Here is a 16587-nt window from a genome sequence, read left to right as displayed (position 1 = left end):
GATGGGCGTGGGGCGCGGGATGTCGCGCGGGCAGGATCGTCGGGAGTCTGCCCGAGGACGACGAAGCCCCGGTCAGGGTACGTGAAGCACACCTGCCGGGGCACGTTCCGGGCGGGCCTGGGCCCGCCCGGGACGACGTCGTCGCGAAGGGTCAGCGAGCGTAGTACTCGACGACCATCTGGACCTCGCAGGTCACGGGGACCTCGGAGCGCTTGGGGCGCGCCACGAGCTTCGACTTGAGCTGGTCCAGCTCGACCGACAGGTAGGAGGGCGTCGTGGCGAGGACGTCGCTGTTGCCCCCCTCGGCGGCGATCTGGAAGCCCTCGACGGCCTGCGAGCGCGGCTTGACCTGGATGGTCTGCCCGACCTTCACGCGGTAGGAGGGGCGGTCCACGATCTTGCCGTCCACGAGGATGTGACGGTGGGTGACTGCCTGGCGGGCCTGCAGGATGGTGCGGGCGAAGCCGGAGCGCAGGACGAGCGCGTCCAGGCGCATCTCGAGCAGCTCGACCATGCTCTCACCGGTCAGACCGGCCTCCTTGCGCGCATCGAGGTAGATGCGGTGCAGCTGCTTCTCGCGCAGCGCGTACTGAGCGCGCAGACGCTGCTTCTCCTTCAGACGCACCGCGTAGTCGGACTCGGTGCGTCGGCGAGCACGGCCGTGCTCGCCCGGGGGGTACGGGCGCTTCTCGAAGTACTTGACGGACTTCGGGGTCAGCGGGAGCCCGAGGGCTCGGGACAGGCGCGCCTGGCGACGCGCGCGGGTGACGTTGGTCACGAGGTATACCTCTGTTCGCGTGGTGTGAATCCAGTAAGGCAGCCGCGGATTCAGCAGCCGAGTCTATCCGCGCCCCGACCCGCCCTCAACTCACCTGCGCCGATGTCACGCCCTGAGAGCTGTGGAGTCGGTCACGAGGAGGGCTCCTCGCCGCGCACGATGCGTCGCAGCTCGGGGAGGCTGCGGGCGATCTGGCCCTCCGCCCCGCGCGCGGTCGGCTCGTAGTAATGGGCGTCGGCCAGGTCGTCGGGCAGGTACTGCTGACGCGCCACGCCGTGCGGGGCGTCGTGCGCGTACCGGTAGCCCTCGCCGTGGCCCAGCGACTTCGCTCCCCCGTAGTGGGCGTCGCGCAGGTGCGCGGGGACCGAGGCGCCCTTCCCCGCCCGCACGTCGGCGATCGCGGCGTCGAGCGCCTGGTAGGAGCGGTTGGACTTCGGAGCGGTCGCGATGTGCACGACAGCCTGGGCGAGGGGGATGCGCCCCTCGGGCATGCCGAGCATCTGGACCGCCTGCATCGCCGCGACGGCGACCTGCAGGGCCTGGGGGTCGGCCATGCCGACCTCCTCGCTCGCGGCGATCACGACCCGCCGGGCGATGAAGCGGGGGTCCTCCCCCGCCTCGATCATCCGTGCCAGGTAGTGCAGCGCGGCGTCGGGGTCCGAGCCGCGCATGGACTTGATGAAGGCGCTGGTGACGTCGTAGTGCTGGTCGCCGTCGCGGTCGTAGCGCAGGGCGGCGCGATCGACCGCCTGGGCGAGGGTGTCGGCGTCGACCTCGTGGGCGCCCTTCATGAGGGCCGCCCCGGCCGCCGCCTCCAGGGAGGTGAGGATCTTGCGGGCGTCGCCCCCGCCGAGGCGCAGCAGGGCCGAGCGGGCCTCGTCGGTCAGCGTGATCTCGCCGCCGAGCCCGCGCTCGTCGGTGAGGGCGCGCTCTACGAGCTCCTCGAGGTCCTCCGTCGCGAGCGACTCGAGCGTCAGCACGATCGAGCGCGACAGCAGCGGCGAGATCACGGAGAAGAAGGGATTCTCCGTGGTCGCGGCGATGAGCGTGACCCAGCGGTTCTCGACGCTCGGGAGCAGGGCGTCCTGCTGGGACTTCGAGAAGCGGTGCACCTCGTCGACGAACAGGACGGTCTCGCGTCCCGTGGTGCGCAGGCGCGAGCGCGCCCGGTCGATCACCTCACGGAGCTCTTTGACGCCCGCGAGCACGGCGCTGACCTCGACGAACTCGCGGTCGCCGGAGGTCGCGACGACGTAGGCGAGAGTGGTCTTGCCGGTGCCGGGCGGCCCCCAGAGGATCACCGAGGCGGGGGCTGTGCGGGCGTCGTCGGCCGCGACGAGCCGCCGAAGCGGACTGCCGGGATCGAGCACCTTGTGCTGTCCCACGACCTCCTCGAGGCTGCGCGGGCGCATGCGCACGGCGAGCGGTGCGCGGTGGTCCCGGTTGCCCTCGGAGAGCGTGCGCGGTGCGGGCGCATCGCCCGAGAGCGTGAAGAGGTCCTCCTCCATCGCTCCGCTCCCTTCTCTCCAGGATGCTGGTCTGCTCCGCGCTGCAGGGCTTCGGCCGTCGGGGGTCGATCGTCGTGCCTCGGCCGTCGAGCGCCGAGGGGTCAGGCGCGGCGGCCCCGGCGCCCGCGTCCGAGTGCGCGGCCGATCCGCCCGGGCCAGGCCGGGCCCTCGTAGATGAGGGACGTGTAGCCCTGGACCAGGTCGGCGCCGGCGTCGAGCCGCTCCTGGACATCCTCGGCGGTGACGACGCCTCCGCAGCTGATGATCGTCATCTCCTCGGGCAGCTGCTCGCGGAGGATCGTGAGGACCTCCCGCGAGCGGTGGGCGAGGACGGGCCCCGAGAGCCCCCCGGCGCCGATGCGCTCGATCCGGTGACGGGCCGTGCGCAGGTCCCGAGGCCGGTCGATGGTCGTGTTGGTCGCGATCACGCCCGCGAGGCCCAGGTCCCGCGCGAGGGCGGCGACGGCGCGCACGTCCTCGTCGTGCAGATCGGGGGCGATCTTCACGAGCACGGGCACGTCCCGGCCGAGCCGCGAGCCCACGGCGCCGGCCTCCTCGAGCACCGCGGCGAGGATCGGGCGCAGCGCATCGGTCGACTGCAGGTCGCGCAGCCCCGGCGTGTTGGGGCTGGACACGTTGATCGCGAGGTACGAGGCGTAGGGCGCGAGGGTGCGGGCGCTGAAGCGGTAGTCCTCTGCCGCGTCGGCGAGCAGCGTCGCCTTGGTCTTGCCGATGTTCACGCCGATCACGGCGCGCTGCCCGCGCTCCGTGCGGCGCACCAGGGCGAGGCGCTTGGCGGCGGCTGCCGCCCCGTGGTTGTTGAATCCCATGCGGTTGACCAGCGCGCGGTCCGCGAGCAGGCGGAAGGAGCGCGGGCGCGGATTGCCCGGCTGCGGCTTCGCCGTGACGGTGCCGACCTCGACGTGCCCGAAGCCCAGGTCCAGCAGGCCGAGCGGGACCTCGGCATCCTTGTCGAAGCCCGCGGCGAGCCCGAAGGGCGTCGGGTGCTCGTGGCCGAGCGCGTGCACGGGGGCGTGACCGCGTCCCAGGGGGCGCGGGGTCCCGAACAGGGTGCGCAGCGCGAGATGGCCGCCGGGGATCGCCTGCGCGAGCCGCAGCGCCTGCACGGTGAGGCGGTGCGCGCGCTCGGGGTCCATGCGCGTCAGCACGTGGTCGAAGAGCACCGCGTAGGGGCGCACGGCGCGGGGCGGCGTGCCGGCCGGGACGGGGCGGGCCGACGTGCGAGAGCGGGGGTCCGGGGTCGAGGAGGTCACGCGCTCACCGTACGTCCTGCGTCGGACGTCCCGCGCGCGGCGGCGCGGCGGTGCACGAGTAGGTAGACGATCGCGACCACCGGCAGCAGCAGCGGCACGAACCCGTAGCCCGATCCGAAGTGCGACCAGACCGTCGAGACCTCGAAGAGGCCCGGGGCGAAGGTCGTCAGCGAGCCGACCACGAGGATGCCGACCAGCTCGATCCCGCACACCCAGAGCGCGGCGCGGGAGCGCGCGGCCCGTCGGACCAGAAGCACTGTCACCACGACGTACGTGAGGGCCGAGACCAGCGAGAGGGCGTACGGCAGGGGCGCCTCGGTGAACTTCGTGGCGAGCTCGTAGGTCGCGCGGCCGGTCGCCGCGAGGGCGAGGATCCCGTAGACGACGATGAGCAGCGTCGCGAAGCCCCGTTCGCGCCGGCGCACCGACCCCGTGGGGTCGACGGCGTCCCGGCGGGACGGGGCTGGGCTCTCCGGTCCCGCGCCGGGCGCGCTGCCGGCGGGGTCGGGGGCGGCGGACGTGGGTCCGGTGGACGTGGGATCGGAACTCATGCGGGGCCTCCGGGCCAGATCTGGGGCAGACGCATCTGCAGGACGAGCTGGGTGATCGCGGCCAGGGCGATCCCGGCGCTGCCCCAGCGGGTGCGCTCGGTCGCTCCCAGCCAGGCGGCACCCAGCGGCATCACGAGACCGGTCAGCAGGTAGCCGTACAGGGTGATCCGATCCGGCGCGGGGCCGACCGTCATGTCCTGGTAGGCCCACACCAGACCCTCGATCAACCAGACGAGCATGATCTCGGCGGGGCCGGCGAGCAGCAGGAAGTCCGCGGCGAGCGACTTGGCGACGTACAGCAGGGCCAGCGCGGCGGTGAGGCCGGAGAGCGCGTACACCGCGACGGCGAGCACGCCCACGCCCACTCCTGTTCCGCGATCGCATGGTGCGCGATCGCCTGCCGCCGACGGATACGAGGTCCGGGCGCCGACCGGTCGAAGGGCCGCGGACCTCCGCATACGATAGAGGAATGGTCTCCATCACCACATCCCCCAGCACAGTTCAGTCCGTCACGGCCGACGTCCTGATCCTCCCCGTCCTCTCGGGAGAGGAGGGCGCGGGCCCTGCCGTCCTCGGTCTCCCCGAGCTCTCCCCCGTGCTCGCCGCCGTCGGCGCCTCCGGCGCGCAGGACGAGCTCACCCGACTTCCCGCCCCCGAGGGCGTCACCGCCTCCACGGTGCTCCTCGCGGGCCTGGGCCGGCGCAGCCTCGATGACGCCGACGCCGTGGTCCTGCGGCGCGCCCTCGGCGGCGCGACCCGCTCGCTGACCGGCGTGGGCAGCGCGGCCGTGGCCGTGCCGGGCGGGACGGGCGAGCAGCTCGCCGCCGCTGCCGAGGGAGCGGCCCTCGGCGCCTACTCCTTCACCGCGCACAAGTCGGACGCGTCCTCGGCGACCGCGCCCCTGCAGGAGATCGTGCTCGTCGCCGACGAGAGCACGACCGGAGACGGCGCCGTGGCCGCCTCCGAGCGCGCCGGGATCCTCGCCGACGTGGTCAACGTGACCCGCGACCTCGTCAACACTCCCCCGAACCTGCTCTACCCCGAGTCCTTCGCGCAGCGGGTGGGCGAGATCGCCGACGGGCTCCCGCTCGAGGTCACGGTGCTCGACGAGGAGCAGCTCGCCGCCGGCGGCTACGGCGGCATCGTCGGCGTGGGCCAGGGCTCGGCCCGCCCGCCGCGGCTCGTGCGCGTCCGGTACGCACCCGAGGGGGCGACGGGCCACGTGGCGCTCGTGGGCAAGGGCATCACCTTCGACACCGGCGGCATCTCGCTGAAGCCCGGTCCCGGGATGGACGACATGACGTCCGACATGACCGGCGCGGCGACTGTCCTCGCCGCCGCCGTCGGCGCGGCGCGCCTGAACCTGCCCGTGAAGGTCACGGCCTTCCTCGCCATCGCCGAGAACATGCCCGGCGGCGGCGCCCAGCGCCCCGGCGACGTGGTGACCATGCGCAACGGCCGCACCGTCGAGGTCCTCAACACCGACGCCGAGGGCCGCATGGTGATGGCCGACGCCCTCGTCGACGCCGTCGCCGAGCAGCCCGACCTGGTGATGGACGTCGCCACCCTCACGGGCGCGGCCGTGGTCGCGCTCGGCGACCGCACCGCCGCCGTCATGGGCACGGACGAGGCGCGCACGGAGGTGCTCGCCGCCGCCGACGCCGCCGGCGAGCCGTTCTGGCCGCTGCCCTTCCCCGAGGAGCTGCGAGCGGGGATCGACGGCCGCGTCGCCGACCTCCGCAACATCGGTGCCGGCCGCGCCGGCGGCGCGCTCACCGCGGGGATCTTCCTGCGGGAGTTCGTGGGCGGCACGCCGTGGGCCCACCTGGACATCGCCGGCCCCGGCTTCGCCGACTCCCCGCAGGGGTACATGGGCAAGGGCGCGACCGGCATGAGCGTGCGGACCGTGCTCGCGGTGCTCGAGGCGCGCGCCCGCTGATCCCCGGCCCGGCTGACCCCGCCCCGGCGCATCCGGCGCCGGGGCGGCGCCCGGTGCCGGTGAGACGTGCCCGACCCCACCGTGCTCGGCCGCCGATTCCTGCCCACCCCGGGCTGTGGGGTGGCCTAGCATGGTGGGGTATGGGCACGGCCGCCACGGCCTGTGCCGGTTCGGACGACCCGAGGGAGCTCACCGGTGACGGAATCACCCACTGACCAGTTCGACATCGTCATCCTCGGAGGCGGCAGCGGCGGCTACGCGGCCGCGCTGCGCGGCGCGGAGCTCGGAAAGAGCGTCGCGCTCGTCGAGAAGGACAAGCTCGGCGGCACCTGCCTGCACCGCGGCTGCGTGCCCACCAAGGCCCTCCTGCACGTCGGCGAGGTCGCCGACAACGCCAAGGAGGGCGGCACCTTCGGCCTCGACATCGACGTCAAGGGCGTGGACGTCCCGCAGATGCTCGGCTTCAAGGACAAGGTCATCGGCCGCCTGTACAAGGGCCTCCAGGGCCTCGTGAAGAGCCGCAAGGTCGAGTACGTCGAGGGCTTCGGCCGCCTCACCGGCCCGAAGACCATCACGGTCGAGACCGAGAACGGCACCCGCACCCTGACCGGCGAGAACATCGTGCTCGCCTCCGGATCCTACTCGAAGTCGCTGCCCGGCCTCGAGCTCGGCGGCCGCGTGCTGGACTCCGAGGCGGCGCTGCAGCTGCCCGAGATCCCGAAGAACCCCATCATCCTGGGCGGTGGCGTGATCGGCGTCGAGTTCGCCTCGGTGTGGAAGTCCCTCGGGGCCGAGTCCGTGACGATCGTGGAGGGCCTCCCCCACCTCGCGGCGAACGAGGACGAGTCGCTCTCCAAGGCCCTCGAGCGCGCCTTCAAGAAGCGCGGCATCGCCTTCTCCCTCGGCATCTTCTTCGAGAAGTGCGAGCAGACCGACACCGGCGTGAAGGTGTCCCTGGCGGACGGCACCGTCTACGAGGGCGACTACCTCCTGGTGGCCGTCGGCCGCGGCCCCAGCACCAAGGACCTCGGCTACGAGGAGCAGGGCATCGAGATGGACCGCGGCTTCGTGCTCGCGAACAAGGAGACCCTCGAGACGAACGTCCCCGGCGTCTACGCCGTCGGCGACATCGTGCCCGGCCTCCAGCTCGCCCACCGCGGCTTCCAGCAGGGCATCTTCGTGGCCGAGCGCATCGCCGGCCTGAACCCCGCCCCGATCATCGAGTCCGGCATCCCGCGCGTGACCTACTGCGAGCCGCAGCTGGGGTCCGTCGGCCTCACCGAGAAGCAGGCCAAGGAGCAGTTCGGCGACGAGGGCGTCGAGACCTACGAGTACGGTCTCGGCGGCAACGGCAAGTCCCAGATCCTGGGCACCACGGGCTTCGTCAAGCTCGTCCGGGAGAAGGACGGCCCGGTCGTGGGCGTCCACATGATCGGCACCAACATGTCCGAGCAGATCGGTGAGGCGCAGCTCATCGTCAACTGGGAGGCCTACCCCGAGGACGTCGCCTCCCTCATCCACGCCCACCCGACGCAGAACGAGGCCCTGGGCGAGGCGCATCTCGCGCTCGCCGGCAAGCCTCTGCACGCCCACGCCTGAGCCGCCCCCAGGAGGAGAAGAACATGTCCGAAACCGTGAAGATGCCGGCACTCGGCGAGTCCGTCACCGAGGGCACCGTCACCCGGTGGCTCAAGTCCGTCGGTGACACCGTCGAGGTCGACGAGCCCCTGCTCGAGGTCTCGACCGACAAGGTCGACACCGAGATCCCCTCCCCCGTCGCCGGGACCATCGAGAAGATCCTGGTCGAGGAGGACGAGGACGCCGAGGTCGGCGCCGATCTCGTCCTGATCGGCGACGACTCGGGCTCCGGGGACTCCGACTCCGGGGACTCGGGTGCGAGCGAGGACGCGTCGCAGGACGGTGGCGAGGACCTCGCCTCCGACGAGACCGCCGCCCCCTCGACCGAGCAGTCCGCCTCTGAGCAGCCCGCCTCCTCCGGCGACTCCGAGTCCACGCAGGACGAGGGATCGGCGGATCAGGCCCCGGCCGGCGGCTCCGCGAGCGGCACCGAGGTCTCCATGCCCGCGCTCGGCGAGTCCGTCACCGAGGGCACGGTGACCCGCTGGCTCAAGGCGGTCGGCGACAGCGTCGACGAGGACGAGCCGCTGCTCGAGGTCTCGACCGACAAGGTCGACACCGAGATCCCCTCGCCCGTCGGCGGCACGCTGCTCGAGATCCGCGTCCAGGAGGACGAGGACGCCGAGGTCGGCTCCGTGATCGCCGTCATCGGCGACTCCTCCGGCGCCTCCTCCGCCCCGGCCGCCCCGGCAGCCGCTCCCCAGGAGGAGCCGGCTCCGAAGGCCGAGGAGAAGCCGGCGGAGAAGACCGAGCCGAAGCCCGCGGAGACGGCGGAGTCGAAGCCCGCGGAGAAGGCTCCCGAGCCCGCTCCGGCACCCGCCGCCGCGCCCGCCGCGTCCTCGAGCCCGGCCCCGAAGGCCGCTGATGCCGTCTCCGGTGCCGAGGCCTCCGGGTACGTGACGCCCCTCGTGCGGAAGATGGCGGCCGATGCCGGCGTCGACCTGTCGACCGTGACCGGTTCCGGTCTGGGCGGCCGCATCCGCAAGCAGGACGTCCAGAAGGCGATCGATGCGCAGAAGGCGGCCTCCGCCCCGGCCGCGGCGCCCGCCGCTGCTCCGGCGTCGGCGGCTCCGTCCGGTCAGGCTCCCAAGGTCGAGGTCTCCCCGCTGCGCGGCACCGAGGAGAAGATGTCGCGCCTGCGCAAGATCGTCGCCTCGCGGATGGTCGAGTCCCTGCAGACGCAGGCGCAGCTGACCACGGCGGTCGAGGTCGACATGACCCGCATCGCGAAGCTGCGCACGCAGGCCAAGGACTCCTTCGCCCAGCGCGAGGGCGCCAAGCTGACCTTCCTGCCCTTCATCATGCAGGCGGCCGTCGAGGCGCTGAAGACGTACCCGAAGCTGAACGCGGAGATCGACGGCGACGTCATCAAGTACCACGGCTCCGAGAACATCGGCATGGCCGCGGACACCGATCGCGGACTCGTGGTCCCGGTCATCAAGAACGCCGGCGACCTGAACCTCGCGGGGCTCGCCCGCCAGATCGGCGAGCTCGGCGCGAAGGCCAAGGGCAACAAGCTCGGCCCGGACGATCTGCAGGGCGCGACCTTCACGATCACGAACACCGGCTCCGGCGGCGCCCTGTTCGACACCCCGATCGTGCCGAACCCGCAGGTCGGCATCCTGGGCTGCGGCACCATCGTCAAGCGCCCCGCGGTGATCACCACCGAGGAGGGCGACGAGGTCATCGCCGTCCGCTCGATGATGTACCTGTTCCTCTCCTACGACCACCGCCTGATCGACGGCGGGGACGCCGCGCGCTTCCTGACCTTCATGAAGCAGCGCCTCGAGGGCGGGGCCTTCGGCTCGGAGCTCGGCCTGTGACGGTCTGATCCGCTGCGGCTGATCCGCTGCGGCTGATCCGCCGCAGCGGATCCGCACCGCGGGAGCCCGGCACCGTGATCGGTGCCGGGCTCCCGTGCGTCCGGGGCACCCCACCCCTCCCTCGGGGCGGTCCGGGGCTACGCCTCGACGGCGCTCGCGGCGCGCACCCGCCAGCTGCCGTCCTCGCGGATGAGGTCGAGGAGGACCTCCTGCTCCCCCGCCGCGGGGCGGACCACGATCGCGCCGTCGCTCGTGGTGAGTCGAAGCTCGCCCTGGTCGAGCGCGGCGCGGACGCGGGCGGTCCCGCCCTGCTCGTCGAGCTGCTCGATCTGCGCGCTCGTCACCACCGGTCCTTCTCCCTCGACCTCGACGTCCTGGTAGGCGTCGCGGAGGGCATCGTCCTGCGCGGCGGCGGGACTGCCCTGGGCGCACACGGTCGTCTCCGTCCGTCCCGTCACGTAGTGGTGGCGGCCGAGCGCGAGCTCCTGCACGAGGGCCCTGGGGTCCTCGATCACGGCCCACGCCGCGGCGGGTGCGTCCGCGGAGGGGGACGACGCCGTCTCGTAGGGCGCACCGTCGGAGGGCGCCACGTCCGTGGGCGTCAGGGTCTCGGGCGGCGTCCCGGTCGCGACCGGTGTCGGTGCCTCGCGGTGCACCAGGGCGGCTCCGACTGCAGCCGCGCCGCCGCCGAGCACGAGCACCGTGGCCGCGGCCGCCAGCACCATGCCGCGACGAGGGAGTCGAGGGACCGACCAGCGCGGGCCCCGATGCCGGGTGAACCCGCCCCGCCCGCGTGCGGGACGCCGCCCTCGTGCGGATCTCGCGGAGAGCCTCCGAGACGCATGCTCAAGGGCCTCGGCGCCGAGGATCCCCTCGTCGGACGCGAGCGCCTCCGTCGGGTCCGTGCCGCGCGCGAGGCGCGCCCGCCACCCCTCGGACCACGCAGGGGGCGGGGCGGCGAGCGGGACCGACGGAGAGGAGGGAGCCGGCGCAGCAGAGGCGGCCTTCCCCGGCGTCGGCGCCGACGGGAGTCCCGGAAGCGTGTCGAGCCGCCGGCGCAGCGTGCGCCCCTGGTCCTCGAGCACGGAATCGAGCCAGTGCTGATCCTGCATCCGGGCGCCCACCGATCCGTCCGATCGGAGGGATCGGAGATCCGAGATCACCACCGTGCCGTCGGGCCTCGCCCCCAGTCCTGCGCCGGGCGCGAGGCCGACGACCCAGCCGCGCGCGTGCAGAGCGCTCACGAGGGCCTCGAGATCCTCGCGCGCATCGTGCAGCGCATGGCGCTCGAGCGTGGGCGGTGTCGCCTCCTCCGGCTGGGCCCGGCGCCGTCCTCCGCCGAGCCGCAGCGGAGCGTGCGGCTCCAGGAGCAGCCCGGCCGCGTCCTCGCCGAGCAGACGCGGAGCCGCCCGCACCCCGTCCCCACCGAGAGCGGTCAGAAGGCGTGCGACGTCCCGCAGACGCGTCCTCTCCTCGCGCGTCGTGGCGCGCACCCGGCACATGCGCCGCCCCTCCCGCTCGACCAGCAGCACCTCCTGGTCGCCGTGCGAGGAGACGACGGCCAGCACGGACTCTGCCGGCTCCTCGCCTCCGGTCGCGGGCTCCTCATGCGCAGTCATGGGCACAGTGAACACCTGCGTCCGGTCGTCCCCTCCTCGTCATCCACAATCCGCAGGCAGCGGGCCGGGGCCTGGCGCCTCGACGCCCGCGCGGAAGGGCCCTGGACGCGTCGGTCCGACGGGGCCCGCGGCGGTAGGCTGGAGGGCGTGCTTGACGTCATCCGCCTCGGTTTCAGCGAAGACCTCCCCGGAGGGGACCAGCACGAGGAGTTCGGGCTCCCGCCGGGCCCCGTCGAGTACCACGCCGCCTGGGACGTGCAGAGGCAGGTCCACGCCGACGTCGTCGCCGGCCGTCGGCCGAACTCGCTGATCCTGCTCGAGCACCAGAGCGTCTTCACCGCGGGCAAGCTCACCGCCGAGAACGAGCGCCCCCGCGACGGCGCCCCCGTGGTCGACATCGATCGCGGCGGCAAGATCACCTGGCACGGGCCCCAGCAGCTCGTCGGATACCCGATCGTCACGCTCCCCGCGCCGATCGACGTCGTCGGCTTCGTGAGGGCGCTCGAGCAGGCCCTCATCGGCGTGGCGTCGACCTTCTCGCTCGAGACGGAGCCGGTCGAGGGCCGCAGCGGCGTCTGGGTGGTGCGCGAGGGCGAGGAGGACCGCAAGCTCGCGGCGATCGGCATGCGCGTCTCCAAGCGCACCACGATGCACGGCTTCGCCCTGAACTGCGCGAACGACCTCACCTGGGCCGAGAACGTCATCCCCTGCGGGATCGACGACGCGGGGGTGACGAGCCTGAGTGCGGAGCTCGGCCGGAGGGTGCCGGTCGCCGAGGTCATCGACGTCGCCGAGGGCGCCATGACCGATCTCGTGGCGGAGCGCACGTCGCCGCGCTCACGCTGACGCGGCCGCGCGGCGCGTGCGCCACTAGACTGAACCGACACCGCGAACGGAGGAGGAACGCGTGACGATCGCTCCCGAGGGACGCCGAATGCTCCGCGTCGAGGCTCGCAATGCCGAGACCCCCATCGAGCGCAAGCCCGAGTGGATCAAGACCCGCGCCGTGATGGGCCCGGAGTACACCGCCATGAAGAAGCGGGTGCACGGCCGCGGCCTGCACACCGTGTGCGAGGAGGCGGGCTGCCCCAACATCTTCGAGTGCTGGGAGGACCGCGAGGCCTCGTTCCTCATCGGAGGTGATCGCTGCACGAGGCGCTGCGACTTCTGCGACATCGCGACCGGCAAGCCCGATCCGCTGGATCCGATGGAGCCCTTCAAGGTCGCCGAGTCCGTCAAGGAGATGGGCCTGCGCTACTCGACGATCACGGGTGTGGCCCGCGATGACCTGCCCGACGGCGCCGCCGGGCTGTTCGCCGAGACCTGCAAGCAGGTGCACGCGCTGAACCCCGGCTGCGGGGTCGAGCTCCTCATCGACGACATCAAGGGCTCGGACACGGCGCTGCAGCAGGTCTTCGACGCGCGCCCCGAGGTCTTCGCGCACAACCTCGAGACCGTGCCGCGGATCTTCAAGCAGATCCGCCCCGCCTTCCGATACGAGCGCAGTCTCTCGGTGCTCTCGATGGCGAAGTCGGCCGGCATGATCACGAAGTCGAACCTGATCCTCGGCATGGGCGAGACGCCCGACGAGGTCATCGACTCCCTGCAGAGCCTGCACGACGCCGGCTGCGACATCATCACGATCACGCAGTACCTGCGTCCCTCGAAGCTGCACCACCCCATCGATCGCTGGCTCAAGCCCCAGGAGTTCGTCGAGCTGTCCGAGATCGCCGAGGACATGGGTTTCCTCGGCGTCATGGCGGGACCGATGGTCCGCTCCTCGTACCGCTCGGGCCGACTGTGGGCGCAGGCGATGAAGAAGCTCGGCCGCGAGATCCCCGAGAACCTCCGGCACCTCGACCAGGACACCCCCGCCCGGCAGGAGGCGGCGAGCGTGGTCGCTCGCATGTCCGCCGCGCAGGCGGGCTGACACCTCATTTAGGAAGAACCATGGCACGCACCAAGGACACGGATGCCACCGCGGCGAAGCCCAAGAAGCAGGGCCGCATCAAGCAGATGGTGGAGGTCTTCAAGGTCACCCAGGAGGCCGACCGCTCGACCCTGCCCTGGATGATCGGCGCGCTGGTCGTCTCGATCCTCGTGCTGACGATCCTCAGCAAGGTCATCCTGGGCATGATCTGGTACGGCATCTTCCTGGGCATCGCCGTGGGCCTGCTCGCCGCGATGTTCATCCTCGCGCGCAAGGCGGAGTCCGCCGCGTTCAACAGGATCAAGGGCCAGTCCGGCGCCCCGCTCGCGGCCATGCAGTCCATCCGCCGCGGCTGGAACGTCGACGAGGAGCCGGTGCAGATGGATCCGCGCTCGCAGAAGATGATCTTCCGCGCCTCGGGCCGCGCGGGCGTCGCGATCGTCGCCGAGGACGGCACCGGCCCCTCGATGAAGATGCTCGACAAGGAGACCCGACGGGTCAAGCGCGTGCTGAACAACGAGCCGATCCCGATCCATCGGATCGTCGTGGGCGACGGCGAGGACCAGACCCCGCTGCACAAGCTCCCCTCCTACATGACGCGCATGAAGAAGACGCTCACCAAGGACGAGTCGGCAGCCGTGGGCAAGCGCCTCGCGGCGCTCACGCCGTCACTGCGCACCGCGGTCCCCAAGGGCATCGATCCCACGCGCACCCGCGGCGTGAGCAAGAAGGCCATGATGCGCGGAGGCCGCTGAGCCGGTTTCCCGGGGGGATCCTCGGGTCCCCCCCCCGCGCACGATGCACCCGGCGCCCCCGCCGTCCTGCCGACCCGATCGGCCCGGACGGCGGGGGCGCTCGCATGTGCGCCCGGGGCCGCTGCCGCCGATTCCGACCCCGGCTCCCGCCGCGCGCCGACCGCATGCCGCCAGGGACCGAGAGCAAAGCCGTGACCATTCCGTAATATTCGTTACCCAAACGTGACCTCAATGGAGCCGCAGGTCAGAGAGCCCTCATGGGGGTCGAGGAAAGGCTCGGATCCGGGCTGCTCGGGAGGACGAGGTGAGCCCGTCACGGATGGGGACGAGTTCGGGGCGCGGGCGGCGGGGCGCGCCCGGATCGTGCGACCGAGGGCTTCCCCCGCGGGCCTTCTCAGATACGGACGACGGCCTCAGATGCGGACCACGGCGGTCGCCGCGGCGACGTCGTGGAGGGGCTGGCGGTCGCGGTTCCAGATGATCCCCGGGACGACGAGCAGCAGGAGCGCGGTGCGCAGCACGGCGCGCACCAGGATGGGCATCCGCCCGGAGACGGGGGCGACGCGCAGGCGCATCGCGAACTGGCCGATCGTGAGACCGAAAAGGCTGATGAGCACGATGTTCTCCGCGGCGAAGAGCGCCAGCGTCGCCATCGGATCGCCCTTCGCGGCGAGTTGCGAGACGAGCAGGCACAGCCCCCAGTCGATGAGCAGGGAGAGCACGCGGCGCCCGAACGGGGCCACGGATCCGGACCCCTCGGCGGGCAGGCCGAGACGCGATCCGGGCACGTACTCCTCGTCCACGGGCGGGCCCTCGAGCCAGGCGCCCAGATCCTTGCGGTCGATCACCGCTCCAGGGTACTGAAGGCGCGCCCGCGCGGTCCGCTCGCGGTGGCCCCGGGCGCCGTGAGAGCCGCCACCAGACCGCATCCGAGGACTCCGCCCGGGCCCGCGTCGGCGTCCGGCGGGGACGCCCGCGGAGCTCCGGCGGGGACGCGGGAGGATGCCGCCCGTCGGCGTCGGTCGTCGGAGGCGTCCATCCGGGCGTCCTAGACTTCCGGGAGCAGGGTCGCGGCGCGCCGCGACCCCGGGCGGCGGACGGACCCGGGTCCCCGCCGCCGAGTGACCGCCCCCAGGGGTTCAGCAGCGCATGCGGGAGCATGCGGATGGAGGAGACGTGTTCAGCAATCCCAGTGAGGCCATCAAGTTCATCGAGGAGGAGGGCGTCGAGTTCGTCGACATCCGCTTCTGCGACCTCCCCGGTGTGATGCAGCACTTCAACGTGCCGGCGAGCACCTTCGACGAGGACGCCATCGCGACCGGTCAGCTCTTCGACGGCTCGTCGATCCGCGGCTTCCAGGCGATCCACGAGTCGGACATGAAGCTCGTCCCGGACCTCGACACCGCGTACGTGGATCCCTTCCGCGAGCGCAAGACGCTCGTCATCAACTTCTCGATCGTCGATCCGTTCACCGACGAGCCGTACTCGCGCGACCCGCGCACCGTCGCCACCAAGGCCGAGGAGTACATGCGCTCGACGGGCATCGCCGACACCGCGTTCTTCGCGGCCGAGGCGGAGTTCTACATCTTCGACGACATCCGCTTCAAGACCGAGATGCAGGGCGCGAGTTACCACATCGACTCGGACGAGGCCTCGTGGAACTCCGACCGCGACGAGTCGGACTTCGGCGGCAACCAGGGCTACAAGACCCGCGTCAAGGGCGGGTACTTCCCGGTCTCCCCCAACGACCAGATGGCGGACCTGCGCGACGAGATGGTCGTGCGCCTGCACGAGGTCGGCCTGAACGTCGAGCGCGCGCATCACGAGGTGGGCACCGCCGGCCAGCAGGAGGTCAACTACACCTTCGACACGCTGCGCAAGGCCGCCGACGACGTCATGAAGTTCAAGTACGTCATCAAGAACTCGGCCTGGGAGAACGGCAAGACCGCCACCTTCATGCCCAAGCCCCTGTTCGGCGACAACGGATCGGGCATGCACACCCACCAGTCGCTCTGGAAGGACGGCGAGCCGCTGTTCTACGACGAGCGCGGCTACGGCGGCCTCTCGGACCTCGCCCGCTGGTACATCGGCGGCCTCATCGAGCACGCCCCCTCGCTCGTGGCCTTCACCAACCCCACGGTGAACTCCTTCAAGCGCCTGGTGCCCGGCTTCGAGGCGCCCGTGAACATGGTCTACTCGGCGCGCAACCGCTCCGCGGCGATCCGCATCCCGGTGACCGGCACGTCCCCGAAGGCCAAGCGCCTGGAGTTCCGCGCTCCCGACCCGTCGGCGAACCCGTACCTGTCCTTCGCCGCGCAGCTGATGGCGGGCCTGGACGGCATCCGCAACCGCATCGAGCCGCCGGAGCCGATCGACAAGGACCTATACGAGCTGCCCCCGGAGGAGCACGCGCAGATCAAGCAGCTGCCCGAGTCCCTCGGCGCCGCCCTGGACGCGCTCGAGGCGGATCACGAGTACCTCACCGAGGGCGACGTGTTCCCCCAGGACCTCATCGAGACCTGGATCTCCTACAAGCGCGAGAACGAGATCGACCCGTTCCGCTTCCGTCCCCACCCCTTCGAGTTCGAGCTCTACTACGACATCTGAGCCAAACGAGGTCGGTTTTGGTGTTTGACCAGGTGTTTCACTAGTGCACGAAGTCCGGCTGTCGCACGCGTGCAGTAAGATCAAGTCATACTGAGTGCAACCGCGCTAACGCACGGTTGTCGCATGACTTGGAGGTCAGAGCGTGACAGCTAGGCGACGGCGCGG

The 16587-nt window shown here is 71.8% G+C and carries 14 protein-coding genes; 7 read left to right on the top strand and 7 right to left on the bottom strand.

The features are described 5' to 3' along the window. Positions 1 to 151 precede the first annotated feature (151 nt). The 5 genes from rpsD to Bra3105_RS02105 all read right to left on the bottom strand — a co-directional run bounded on the left by rpsD (position 152) and on the right by Bra3105_RS02105 (position 4470). Positions 152 to 778, bottom strand: coding sequence for a 30S ribosomal protein S4 (gene rpsD, locus Bra3105_RS02125; RefSeq protein WP_228358412.1), 627 nt, complete (start codon positions 776 to 778; stop codon positions 152 to 154). Positions 779 to 909: 131 nt separating this feature from the next. Further along, the gene (locus tag Bra3105_RS02120; RefSeq protein WP_228358411.1) at positions 910 to 2286 is read right to left on the bottom strand and encodes a replication-associated recombination protein A; all 1377 of its coding nucleotides are present in this window, start codon (positions 2284 to 2286) and stop codon (positions 910 to 912) included. Between the two features lie 101 nt (positions 2287 to 2387). Further along, complete coding sequence (locus Bra3105_RS02115) at positions 2388 to 3485, bottom strand: quinone-dependent dihydroorotate dehydrogenase (protein WP_267062404.1); 1098 nt, start codon at positions 3483 to 3485, stop codon at positions 2388 to 2390. Between the two features lie 71 nt (positions 3486 to 3556). After that, positions 3557 to 4111 carry a hypothetical protein gene (locus Bra3105_RS02110; RefSeq protein ID WP_228358409.1) on the bottom strand — a complete coding sequence of 185 codons (555 nt, stop codon included), beginning with the start codon at positions 4109 to 4111 and terminating at the stop codon, positions 3557 to 3559. Further along, positions 4108 to 4470, bottom strand: a complete 363-nt coding sequence (locus tag Bra3105_RS02105; protein ID WP_228358408.1) for a hypothetical protein — start codon at positions 4468 to 4470, stop codon at positions 4108 to 4110. Before Bra3105_RS02105 ends, Bra3105_RS02110 begins: the two co-directional genes overlap by 4 nt. Before the next feature lie 110 nt (positions 4471 to 4580). On the opposite strand from Bra3105_RS02105, the gene Bra3105_RS02100 reads away from it, so the two are divergent. From Bra3105_RS02100 to sucB, 3 genes are all read left to right on the top strand, one after another. Further along, positions 4581 to 6050, top strand: a complete 1470-nt coding sequence (locus tag Bra3105_RS02100; protein WP_228358407.1) for a leucyl aminopeptidase — start codon at positions 4581 to 4583, stop codon at positions 6048 to 6050. Between the two features lie 195 nt (positions 6051 to 6245). Beyond that, on the top strand, positions 6246 to 7649 hold the full coding sequence (gene lpdA, locus Bra3105_RS02095; protein ID WP_200500739.1) for a dihydrolipoyl dehydrogenase: 1404 nt from the start codon (positions 6246 to 6248) through the stop codon (positions 7647 to 7649). A 23-nt stretch (positions 7650 to 7672) separates the two neighbouring features. Then, positions 7673 to 9511, top strand: a complete 1839-nt coding sequence (gene sucB / locus Bra3105_RS02090; RefSeq protein WP_228358406.1) for a 2-oxoglutarate dehydrogenase, E2 component, dihydrolipoamide succinyltransferase — start codon at positions 7673 to 7675, stop codon at positions 9509 to 9511. A 137-nt stretch (positions 9512 to 9648) separates the two neighbouring features. On the opposite strand, the gene Bra3105_RS02085 is transcribed toward sucB, so the two are convergent. Then, positions 9649 to 11130 (bottom strand): hypothetical protein, encoded by a 1482-nt coding sequence (locus Bra3105_RS02085; RefSeq protein ID WP_228358405.1) that lies wholly within the window; start codon positions 11128 to 11130, stop codon positions 9649 to 9651. A 147-nt stretch (positions 11131 to 11277) separates the two neighbouring features. Between Bra3105_RS02085 and lipB the strand changes: the two genes are divergently transcribed. The 3 genes from lipB to Bra3105_RS02070 all read left to right on the top strand — a co-directional run bounded on the left by lipB (position 11278) and on the right by Bra3105_RS02070 (position 13815). Then, complete coding sequence (lipB, locus tag Bra3105_RS02080; protein ID WP_228358404.1) at positions 11278 to 11976, top strand: lipoyl(octanoyl) transferase LipB; 699 nt, start codon at positions 11278 to 11280, stop codon at positions 11974 to 11976. Between the two features lie 61 nt (positions 11977 to 12037). Continuing rightward, positions 12038 to 13060 carry a lipoyl synthase gene (gene lipA / locus Bra3105_RS02075; protein ID WP_200500743.1) on the top strand — a complete coding sequence of 341 codons (1023 nt, stop codon included), beginning with the start codon at positions 12038 to 12040 and terminating at the stop codon, positions 13058 to 13060. Between the two features lie 20 nt (positions 13061 to 13080). Next, positions 13081 to 13815: a DUF4191 domain-containing protein gene (locus Bra3105_RS02070; RefSeq protein ID WP_228358403.1), complete on the top strand. Its 735-nt coding sequence runs from the start codon at positions 13081 to 13083 to the stop codon at positions 13813 to 13815. A 413-nt stretch (positions 13816 to 14228) separates the two neighbouring features. On the opposite strand, the gene Bra3105_RS02065 is transcribed toward Bra3105_RS02070, so the two are convergent. After that, a complete protein-coding gene (locus Bra3105_RS02065; RefSeq protein WP_200500745.1) occupies positions 14229 to 14663 on the bottom strand; it encodes an RDD family protein in 435 nt (144 codons plus the stop codon). Between the two features lie 328 nt (positions 14664 to 14991). Between Bra3105_RS02065 and glnA the strand changes: the two genes are divergently transcribed. Then, positions 14992 to 16422 carry a type I glutamate--ammonia ligase gene (glnA, locus tag Bra3105_RS02060; protein WP_152352907.1) on the top strand — a complete coding sequence of 477 codons (1431 nt, stop codon included), beginning with the start codon at positions 14992 to 14994 and terminating at the stop codon, positions 16420 to 16422. Positions 16423 to 16587 lie beyond the last annotated feature (165 nt).

The sequence above is a fragment of the Brachybacterium halotolerans subsp. kimchii genome (genome assembly GCF_020792675.1).
Taxonomy (GTDB): Bacteria; Actinomycetota; Actinomycetes; order Actinomycetales; family Dermabacteraceae; genus Brachybacterium; species Brachybacterium halotolerans.
Note: the sequence above shows the minus strand (reverse complement) of the source record. Positions and strands in the feature narration are given on the sequence as shown.

What these genes read in the sequence shown, in the direction of transcription:
- Bra3105_RS02120 (WP_228358411.1), bottom strand. Translation starts at nt 2,286, where the DNA reads ATGGAGGAGGACCTCTTCACGCTCTCGGGCGATGCGCCCGCACCGCGC.
- sucB (WP_228358406.1), top strand. Translation starts at nt 7,673, where the DNA reads ATGTCCGAAACCGTGAAGATGCCGGCACTCGGCGAGTCCGTCACCGAG.
- Bra3105_RS02085 (WP_228358405.1), bottom strand. Translation starts at nt 11,130, where the DNA reads ATGACTGCGCATGAGGAGCCCGCGACCGGAGGCGAGGAGCCGGCAGAG.
- Bra3105_RS02100 (WP_228358407.1), top strand. Translation starts at nt 4,581, where the DNA reads ATGGTCTCCATCACCACATCCCCCAGCACAGTTCAGTCCGTCACGGCC.
- Bra3105_RS02110 (WP_228358409.1), bottom strand. Translation starts at nt 4,111, where the DNA reads ATGAGTTCCGATCCCACGTCCACCGGACCCACGTCCGCCGCCCCCGAC.
- Bra3105_RS02070 (WP_228358403.1), top strand. Translation starts at nt 13,081, where the DNA reads ATGGCACGCACCAAGGACACGGATGCCACCGCGGCGAAGCCCAAGAAG.